General features: G+C 41.9%; 8 protein-coding genes. 3 read left to right on the top strand and 5 right to left on the bottom strand.

Annotation, left to right across the window (positions count from 1 at the left end; all coding sequences use genetic code 11):
- Together IQ229_RS02490 and IQ229_RS02485 are read right to left on the bottom strand one after the other, a co-directional pair.
- Nucleotides 1-519: DUF3479 domain-containing protein (locus IQ229_RS02490; protein WP_194040971.1), on the bottom strand; the 519-nt coding region annotated here is incomplete at its 3' end.
- 446 nt (nt 520-965) lie between these two features.
- Nucleotides 966-1,865 carry a LysR family transcriptional regulator gene (locus tag IQ229_RS02485; protein WP_194040969.1) on the bottom strand — a complete coding sequence of 300 codons (900 nt, stop codon included), beginning with the start codon at nt 1,863-1,865 and terminating at the stop codon, nt 966-968.
- Nucleotides 1,866-2,010: 145 nt separating this feature from the next.
- Here IQ229_RS02485 and IQ229_RS02480 point away from each other — a divergent pair, with 145 nt between their 5' ends.
- Nucleotides 2,011-2,271: an SDR family NAD(P)-dependent oxidoreductase gene (locus IQ229_RS02480; RefSeq protein WP_228013036.1), complete on the top strand. Its 261-nt coding sequence runs from the start codon at nt 2,011-2,013 to the stop codon at nt 2,269-2,271.
- A 73-nt stretch (nt 2,272-2,344) separates the two neighbouring features.
- Complete coding sequence (locus IQ229_RS02475; protein ID WP_322743928.1) at nt 2,345-3,202, top strand: SDR family NAD(P)-dependent oxidoreductase; 858 nt, start codon at nt 2,345-2,347, stop codon at nt 3,200-3,202.
- Nucleotides 3,203-3,621: 419 nt separating this feature from the next.
- Here IQ229_RS02475 and IQ229_RS02470 read toward each other — a convergent pair whose 3' ends face one another.
- On the bottom strand, nt 3,622-4,923 hold the full coding sequence (locus tag IQ229_RS02470; RefSeq protein WP_194040967.1) for a hybrid sensor histidine kinase/response regulator: 1,302 nt from the start codon (nt 4,921-4,923) through the stop codon (nt 3,622-3,624).
- Nucleotides 4,924-5,033: 110 nt separating this feature from the next.
- Nucleotides 5,034-7,418: an ATP-binding protein gene (locus IQ229_RS02465; protein ID WP_194040973.1), complete on the bottom strand. Its 2,385-nt coding sequence runs from the start codon at nt 7,416-7,418 to the stop codon at nt 5,034-5,036.
- 562 nt (nt 7,419-7,980) lie between these two features.
- Here IQ229_RS02465 and IQ229_RS02460 point away from each other — a divergent pair.
- The gene (locus tag IQ229_RS02460; RefSeq protein WP_194040965.1) at nt 7,981-9,357 is read left to right on the top strand and encodes a glycosyltransferase family protein; all 1,377 of its coding nucleotides are present in this window, start codon (nt 7,981-7,983) and stop codon (nt 9,355-9,357) included.
- A 33-nt stretch (nt 9,358-9,390) separates the two neighbouring features.
- On the opposite strand, the gene IQ229_RS02455 is transcribed toward IQ229_RS02460, so the two are convergent.
- The gene (locus IQ229_RS02455) at nt 9,391-9,777 is read right to left on the bottom strand and encodes a hypothetical protein (protein WP_194040963.1); all 387 of its coding nucleotides are present in this window, start codon (nt 9,775-9,777) and stop codon (nt 9,391-9,393) included.
- Between the last annotated feature and the right edge of the window lie 204 nt (nt 9,778-9,981).

Genomic DNA, 9,981 nt, shown 5'->3' with positions numbered 1-9,981 from the left:
GAACTTTAGCACTTGCGGCAGGGTTCGCAAAAGCTTCAGCATCCCATCTTGGAATCCCGCACCGGATTTTTCTTTGCGTTTCCGCATGAATTGCGCGATCGCACTTTTTGACTGACCCAACTGTGCCAAGGAAAAGCTACCCATTTTACTCAGGCGCATTACCTCTGGCATGGAGGGAAATACAACAGAAACGTCCAGATGATCGCGGTGTGGTTCTACTGCTGCTACTACTTTCTGTGCTAAGTCTTCGATGAAAATGAGGGAAGCGATGAAGATATTCGCACTCTCAATTTCTCGTTTGAACTCTTCGTAGTTCTCTGGGTCGCGGAGTTCCTCAATCAAGTACCCGCTGATTTCAATCGCCAAGTTGGGATTGTTCGCGTTAATCGTGCGAACTGCTTGCGACAAAGCACTCTGGTACTGGGACTCAAGCACGACATAGACCACCTTGATTAAATTACGTCCGCGTAAGTTATCAGGCGCAATGTGTCTAATGGTGGACTTGACGTGTGTGAACATGCTTCTTCGGCTCCTTTGATGCGTGTTCTCTACTAGAAGTTCCTAGCGGCATCATCAGCCACAGGTAACTTTGTGATCTTTAGGCAATATGTGTTTTCTATCAGAAAACGCTTGCCCAGTGGGCATTTTATCGTGTATCTGACACAAATCGATATAAAAAACGAAATATTTCTTTGTAATTGTTGACTGTGTTTAAAAGTATTCGCTCACTTATTTGTAAACTTTTTGTAATACTTTTATTTAATAGTTAAATGGCTAAATAGCTATTTAATTCCACTTACAAAACAAAACTTGCCTATGCGGACTAAATATTTTTTAGTCCCCTATCTGCCATCAGGAATAATGGTAAGATTAAACCAAAAAATTTAAGAAAATCTTCAAGATTTGACGGGCGCATCTATGAATTAGGGGAGTACAAGCGTTTCGATAAGCCTCAACAGCATTGCTTAATGAAACGCTGCACTAAATCGTGTAACGGCTCTTGATTGCGCTAGAAATTGGTGTAGCACGGGCGAGGTGTTTGCACTTCGCCAAACAATTGCTAACTTGACATAGAGTGTTTGGTCTTCGAGCGGTTTGTAAACGACCCCTGCTCGTTGCAAATTCTGGAGTGAAGCTGGGACAAGCGCAACCCCTAATTCTGCTGCCACTAAGCTGACAATAGTTTGCATCTGAATTGCTTCCTGAGTTACTTGAGGAATAAATCCTGCTTGTTGACACAAACGGATAATCTGATCGTAAAAGCCGCTTCCTAGATGACGTGGAGATAAAATGAAGGACTCCTCGGCGAGTGATGCTAATGACAGTTGTGTTTGAGTCGCAAGCGGGTGTGCTTCTGGCAATACAGCGACGAACGATTCTTGTAAAACCGTTTCCACGCTGAGTTCGTCATCGCTGATGGGCGGACGAATAAAGCCAAGCTGAATACGATCGTCATGCAGTGCTTCAATTTGCTCGGTCGTGGTCATTTCATGCAGCATCAAACGAACATCAGGAAACTGATGGCGAAATGACCGCACGGCAGTAGGCAGCAGGCTATACGTGGCAGATCCAACAAATCCAATCGCTAAACGACCCACTTCACCTCGACTTGCACGTTGGGCTACCTCAATCGCTTGCTCAGATTGCACTAGAATTTGTCGTGCCTGCTGTAAGAAGGCAAGTCCTGCTTCAGTAAGTCGGACTGTTCGCTTTGTCCGATACAGCAACTCGACACCGAGTTCTTGTTCGAGTTGACGGATTTGTTGACTCAGTGGCGGTTGAGCGATTTGTAGTCGTTGCGCGGCGCGACCAAAATGAAGTTCCTCAGCTACAGTCACGAAGTAACGCAAGTGTCGAAGTTCCATTGTCAATTAATACGTTTTAAGTCTTAGTTTAAGACAAAAATCATATTGGACATATTTATTCAGGCTGCTTAATGTGGAAAGTAAGTTACACAATTGCAGTTGTGCCGATCCTCGCATCTCATCGTTTTTGTATTGGAGAAAACAAATGACAAGAGACAAAAATCGTGTCGCTCCTAAAGTTTGGTTGATTACAGGATGTTCAACAGGGTTCGGACGGGCCCTAGCAGAAGCGGTGTTGAAGAAGGGCGATGAAGTGCTAGCTACTGCTCGCCAACCAGAGCAACTTCGCGCTTTGATTGAACACTATCCAGAAACCGCAAAGGCTGTACGTTTGGATGTAACACTGCCCCAAGACATACAAACAGCAGTTGATACAGATAGGAACAGTAAGGTAATCGTTGGCTAGCTAAGTTCTGAGCTAGTCATGAGACGGTGCATACATCCACTAAGAAGCAGAATTTAAGTCAGGAGAAAATTAAGTGATTCGACTCAACGATCAAGTAGCGATCATTACTGGAAGCGGGCGAGGTTTGGGCGAAGCATATGCCCATCTGCTGGCGGAAAGAGGAGCACGAGTGGTTATACATGACGCAGGCGTTAACAAAGATGGAACCGGATTTGATCCGAATGTAGCGGCTGATGCTGCAAGGAGAATTCAAGAACTAGGTGGAGTTGCGTTACCGAGCAACGTAATCCTTGATAGTAGAGATAGCTGTCAAAGTTTAGTGGAAACTACGCTCTCGAAGTTTGGTCGCCTCGACATCTTGGTTCACAACGCTGGATGGGTTGCATACCAATCCGTGCAAGAACTGACACTTGATTTTCTACAGCGCGCCATCAGCATTAATTTAGAGGCACCAACATGGCTGGCTCAAGCTGCCTTTCCAATTATGAAACAGCAAAACTACGGACGGATTGTGCTGACGACTTCGGATAGAGCTATTTATCAACAATATGCACTCAGTGGTCTTGCTCCTTACGCGATGGGAAAAATGGCACAGATCGGTCTAATGAATGTGCTCGCGGTTGAAGGCAAAGAGCATGGAATTCTCGTTAATGCGATTTCGCCAGTCGCCAAAACGCGGATGTGGAACATCCAAGATCAGCCAGAGGATTTGCGACCCGATCAAGTCGCCCCTGGAGTGTTATATCTCGCTTCTGGTGAATGCCGAGAGTCTGGATTTATATTAAGGGCAAGCAACGGGCAATTCACAGCCCTGCGCTGGGTCGAGCGAAACAACGTAGATTATCCATTAAACCTTGCCGCTGTTGAGAGTTCTACTGCGGAGGATTTGGCTACTCGCTGGCAGGAAATTGCTTCGGATATTGCGTTTTAAGGACTGAGCTTGTACTTCGAGATGATCTGTAAGGAAATAATCGAAGATGGAAATATTATCGGGCTTGAAATATTAGAAGCTTCCAAAAGAATTGATAATCCACGTTCCCTAGAGTATTCGATTTTTACATAATTGAGATGTATTGTATTAGAGTACAGGTTTTCTTACCTTTGAAGCGATCCTGTTTTAAGCACAGACACTAAGACACAAAGATCAAAATATCTAACCTTCTCGCACCATCCAAACCAACATTCTCAATAGTATTTCCACTGGCGGAACAGTATAATCATTCAAATCAATACTCAATATTTGCCCTTCTAATTTCAAAAATCGCCAAGCCGTACCGCTGCTGACGCTACCATAAATTGTCTTAATCGTATTTTCTAAATGCCGACTTAGGTAGGATTTGGGATTCTAATTTATCGGATAGGTAATTCAATCACAAACTCTGTACCTTCACCTTGTGTTGAATGGCAACTTAGCTTACCGCGATGATTGTTAACTACAATTTGGTAAGCAATAGATAAACCTAGCCCTGTTCCTTTGCCAATGACTTTTGTAGTGTAGAAAGCATCGAATATCTTTGTCCGGTTTGCTTCGCTGATTCCTGAGCCATTGTCTGCAATTCTGAGAATAACTCGCTCTCCAATTACTTCAGTTTTAATCCAAATCATACCAATATGTCTAAAATTTTCATCAAAATACTGATTTTTTTTGATTTCTTCAATTGCATCGATCCCATTACTAATCAAATTCATAAAAACTTGATTTAGTTCGCCTGGGTAGCACTCAATAAGTCGTAGTTCTCCGTATTCCTTGATTAATTTAATTGCTGGACGATGAGCATTTGCTTTAAGTCGATGTCCAAGAATGAGTAGCGTAGTTTCTAAACCTTCATGCAGATTAGCCAGTTTTTTTCCTGCTTCTCCGTGTCGAGAGAACTTATTCAACGATGACACAATTTCTGTAACGCGATCTGTACCTACTTGCATAGATTGAATAATTTTGGATAAATCATTTAACAAATAATTGATATCTTTTGTTTTAATAGCATTTTGAATTTCAGTTGGGGGATCAGGTAGATACTTTTGATATAGTTCAAGTAAATTAACAACATCTCGGAAATACTCTTCAACAAAATTCAAGTTGCCAGCGATAAAATTGATGGGATTATTTACTTCATGGGCAATTCCTGCTGTCATTTGACCCAAGGTTGCGACCTTTTCTGCTTGAATCAGTTGAGTTTGAATCTGTTGTAATTCGGTGTTTTTGTCAATCAAGGTTTTCGTCAAATTTTTAAGCTTAAGTTGATGCTCTACTCGCACTAAGACCTCTTCATGCTGAAAAGGTTTAGTAATATAATCTACTGCTCCTAATCGCAATCCTTTAACCTTATCAGCAGTATCTGAAAGAGCAGTCATAAAAATAATTGGAATATCCCGGACACGAGGATTGCTTTCACTTTTTAAGTATTTACAAGTTTCAAACCCATCGATACCCGGCATCATGATATCAAGCAAGATTAAATCAGGTAAATTATCATTTTCTAATCTCTGAATGGCTTTTTCACCACTACGAGCTGCCCAAACTTCAAAGCTAGACTGATCCAAAAAGCTCGATAAAACTTGTAAGTTGGCAGGGTTATCATCAACGACTAAAATAATTCCTCTACTAGGATCGCTATTTAGGGAATTTTTTTGATCGCCTATCGTTGCTGTCATAATATTTCTATCCTATATTGATTCATGTTACTTTTTTGCAATACGCTAAAGGAGAACACTCCAAATTTAAAATTCACGCACTACAATTCCCATAAATAAATTTAAGAAAATTAATCTTTTAATTTTTCGGTCAAAAATTTAAGGATTAAATCTTCATCAAACTGCCTAGCTAGCTGCCGCAATTGATTAGCAAAGGGAGCAAATTTCGTGTCTGTTTCCTCTAGTTTATCTGCCCATTTGAGAATGTCATTGAAGTTACCCTTACTGGCTAAATTCATCAGTTCTTGCAATATATCGAGGGAAGGAGGAGTCAACTTATCTGGTGAACTATCAAGTGTTGTAGGCGAAGAATTGATTTGTTGTTCCTCAGACTGCTGGTAAATCCATATCAAACCTAAATGGCACTCTAATTGATGCAGTAATTCATCTGCCTGTACAGGTTTACTCAAAAAGGTGTCACCTCCTGCTTGTAGACTGCGATGTTGGTCGGCTTCAAAGACACTAGCAGAAGAGACGATAATCTTGACATCCTGGATATCTGGGGTATGACGCAGGTGTTTAATCAATTCAAACCCATCCATTTCTGGCATCAGCAAATCTGTAATCACCAGGTCTGGTTTCAGAGCGATCGCTTTTTCTAAACCTTCTTTACCGTTACTGGCTTCAACCACTTTGAAACCCAATGGTTGCAATAAGCTTGTAATTACTGTGCGATTCTCCCAGCGATCGTCCACCATCAAGATGGTGCGGGGTCTACCTGTAAAGCCAATGATTTGTCCCTTGGATACAGCCATCGCAGATTGTACCCATTCGCTGGCTTGGGCGATCGCAATTTCAAACCAGAAAGTACTACCCTGACCGATCTCACTTTTAACTTGGATATCGCTACCCATCATCTGCACCAACTGCCGAGTAATAGCTAAACCCAGCCCTGTCCCTTCTATTTGATGCTTTTTCTCACCTACTTGTTCAAATGGTAAAAAAATGTTGCCCAATTGGGTTGGAGTTATGCCAATTCCTGTGTCTTTTACACTAAAGTGAATGCGATATTTCTCTGTCTGCCCATCAGCATGAAGTCGATCGATTATCTCAACCTTGAAGCTAACCTTACCCTCATCGGTAAATTTAATCGCATTTCCCAGCAGATTCAAGAGAACCTGACGTAACCTTTTGACATCGACATGAACCCCTGTGGGTAAGTTACTTGCGGGTTCATAGACAAACAAAATGCCTTTTTGTTCTGCCCGAATCTGACAAATTTCTACAATACCCTGTAAAAAAGACGGAAAATGCACATCTTGAGGATTCAGTTCTAGTTTTCGCGCTTCAATTTTGGAAAGATCCAAAATGTCATTAATTAAAGTCAGTAGATGAGAGCCACACTGTTCAATGATGTTTACATGATATTGCTCTGACTCCGGCAAACCTTTAGAACGCAGCAAAATTTGAGCACAACCCAAAATACCATTCAAGGGCGTTCGCAGTTCATGGCTCATGTTGGCTAAAAATTCGCTCTTAGCGCGGTTTGCGGTATCAGCCGCTGCTTTAGATTTTTTCAGTTGAGCTTGTTCAAACGCTTGTACCTGCCACAAGACAGCGATCATCGTCACTGTCAATCCGCCCACAATTAGGGCGATCAGATCGAAGAATTGTAGCCGAGATTCAATGTTTTGACGCGGAATTACCAAAGCTACAGACCAATTAGCTTCTCGCAACGGTACATAAGCAACATACTTTTTAGTGCCGTCAATTTCCATCAACTGAATTCCCTGTTGTTTGTTTACCATCTGCTGCGCGATCGCATTTAAATTGCGATCTGGAATTTTCAGCAGGCTGGGTGCAGGTTTTTCTACCGTTGACATTAAGGTTGAGTTGGGATGGACGATCGCTTCTCCTTGGGAATTGAGGGCGAATGCATAGCTGTTCTTGCCGTAGCGCAACGAGTTGACCACCTTAGCAATGCGATCGACTTTAACATTGCCGTGGAAAACCCCAATCGGCGAACGATTGGTAGGAGAATCAGACCAGATTGGAGTGGCGATCGCAATTAAAGGAATACCTGTGGAACGGCTGATAAAGGGATCGGAAATGTTGCTTTTTCCAGCTAGTGCTTTTTGAAAGTAGTCTCGATCCTTAATATTCTTATTTGACCGACCAACCTTAGTATTAAAATACGAACCATCCGGGGTAGCTAATAGGAAAAAGAAAAATTCATCGATCCGCTCAACTTCTGACTTTAAATAAGGTTCTGTTAAAGACCAGTCTAAGGAGCGTACAGTTGAAGTATGAGCAAGGGTTTGTACCTCGACTTTGCGAACATGTAACCACTCCTCAATTTCATCAACCCCTCTCTGTACCTCCAAAAAAGCTTTTCCTCTCAAGTCTTGTAGCGTTATTTTACGAGCAGCTTGATAGCTAAAATAAGCAGAAATACTCACAATAAGAGTAGTACCGCCAATAATAAATCGGATCGGTAAACTTCGTGAGGAATACATTTTGATGTCAGATGGGCTGGAGTTGCCTTTTATCACAGGGTTCACCCTCTAAACAATGGGTTTGGTAAGCAAAAAAAAAGGGCTATATTTTAGATTGCCCAAAAAATTATTAATAATCGCAGCTATGATTGTTACCCATAGCTGCGATTGTCAATACCCTAAACTTTGCTAACCATCCTTTAAAGACCTGTATTGCTAAGTACGTATAGGCTTACCATCGGGTAAGTTCAAAAAATACATTTTATAGAAAATATAATAATCAACTTTACCGCTATATTTTTCTTGATAATTAGATAATATTACTGACACTTCAGTTTTATCAAATGATCAAATTTTATCTACTTAAAGAGGTATTTAAAATTAAAAACTCTGGCTTATTTGGTAATGTCAACTAAATATAGCTGAAAACCAGTAGTCGCAATCTAGGTGACAGTGTTAGCGATTAAATAACTGCCAATTCTATGCAAAATTAATGTGAAAGAGGTTATCAAATCTCATTAACAAGCTACAGTATATACCTATAGCATAACGAACGAATTAGGTAATATTTGCCTTTTGACTAATGACTCAAGTAGATATTCTGATCCTTTCAAATGGCCCAGGTGAAGTAACAACCTGGGTGCGTCCAGTAGTGAAAGCGTTGCGGCAAGAATTAGGGGATGACCGTTCTTTAGTAAGGATTTCTGTAGTATTATCGCCTTGCTCAAATGCCAGTGGTAAAGAAGCAGCGATCGCTCTTTCTTACCCAGAAGTAGATAGAGTTCAGGGAGCAGAACATTTTTGGCAATTTTTGCTTTGGGGCAAAACATTTGAAAATTGGGATTGGAGAAGTCGCGGTGTTATCGTTTTTTTGGGCGGCGATCAAATTTTTCCAGTGATTATAGGCAAAAAGCTCGGATACCGCACAGTTGTTTACGCCGAATGGGAAGCCAGGTGGCACAACTGGATCGATCGCTTTGGAATCATGAAACCTGAAGTTGCAACCCGTGTCCCCCAGAAATATGCTCAGAAATTCACTGTTGTCGGTGATTTGATGCTAGAAGCTAGTAGTCATTCGTCATTCGTCATTGGTCATTTGTCCTTAGCAAACGACAAAGGACAAATGACTAATGACATAGATGCGTCAACGGCTACTCTTCGAGAACGCCAAGAGCGAACCCACAAGGTAGGACAAAAGACTGAATTGATTGGTTTACTCCCTGGTTCAAAAGCAGCAAAATTAGCCCAAGGAGTACCATTATCTTTAGCTATTGCCGAATACGTTCATGCAAAAAGACCGCAAACCAGATTTGTAATTCCTCTAGCCCCAACTTTGGATTTACAAACTTTAGCTAGTTTTGCCGATCCCCAGAAGAACTCTATTGGTGAAAGCTTTGGCTTTGGTGGTGCTTCCTTAATTATCCCAGAGGATGCTAACGGCAAGGCATTGCTCAAAACTGCAACGGGCTTAACTGTGGAACTGTGGCAAGAAAACCCTGCATATCACTTATTATCCCAGTGCTGTATCTGCTTGACTACGGTGGGGGCAAACACTGCCGAACTTGGTGCTTTAGGAGTGCCAATGATTGTTTTACTGCCAACACAGCAACTTGACGCTATGCGTTCTTGGGATGGTTTACCTGGATTGTTGGCAAATCTGCCAGTAGTCGGTACGCCCTTTACTAAGGTGATTAATTGGTCATTTCTGAGATTTGTGAGACGCAAAGGTTTATTAGCATGGCCAAATATCTGGGCACAAGAAGAGATAGTCCCAGAACTTATGGGTAAACTTCAACCGCAAGAAGTTGGGGAAATGGTTTTAGACTTTTTGGCGAATCCAGAAAAATTGGATGATATGCGCGCTAAACTCCGTAATATTCGCGGTGAAGGCGGTGCAGCCCAGAAGATAGCACAGATTGTTGGTGAGGAAATTAAGAAGTCAGGAGAGATGAGGGAGTAATGGGAGCAACATCTCCCTGATTTTTACCTTGGCTTAATCTGAAGATTCTCCATCCCTGCGCCCAAGCTCATAAATGCCAGCACCCATACAGGCTAATATACCTGTACTAATTCCCCAACTTTCGCCTAAACTAATTTCCAGACCCCAGTTACATAAAGCGCCGACTACCAAAAAAGGCACAATGCTAAACAGTGAGGCGTAGAAAGCATTTTGGGATTCTCTGGCTTTACGAGTCTTTTCAAATTCTGACTGGCTGGTGTAGAGCGATCGCTCGGCAAAGTTAAACCAGCGATTGAGTTGTTCGATTACCCATTCATTGACTCTGGAAAAACCTAGATATAGCGCCAATGACCACAAACTCGCTCCAGCGATCGCGATCGTGTCTAACTCAAAACGGAAAGGCAAAATTTCAGTCAGCATTGCTTGGGGTTAGTCCTGCAAAGGGTCAACTTTAGCTCTTGGTAGATGCTAAATAAACCTCTTGTGCAATTTTAAGCATAAAAGCTAACAAGATTTCAACTACGTGGCAAATCTCCCGCTTTTTGGCTGGAAGCAAACCTAATTTACGGATTGCTGGGTAAATTATCGGGGTCGATACCAAGAGAACGTAAATGCTGTGCAAAC

This window comes from Nostoc cf. edaphicum LEGE 07299, from assembly GCF_015207245.1.
In the GTDB taxonomy this organism is placed as follows: Bacteria; Cyanobacteriota; Cyanobacteriia; order Cyanobacteriales; family Nostocaceae; genus Nostoc; species Nostoc edaphicum_B.
Note: the sequence above shows the minus strand (reverse complement) of the source record. Positions and strands in the feature narration are given on the sequence as shown.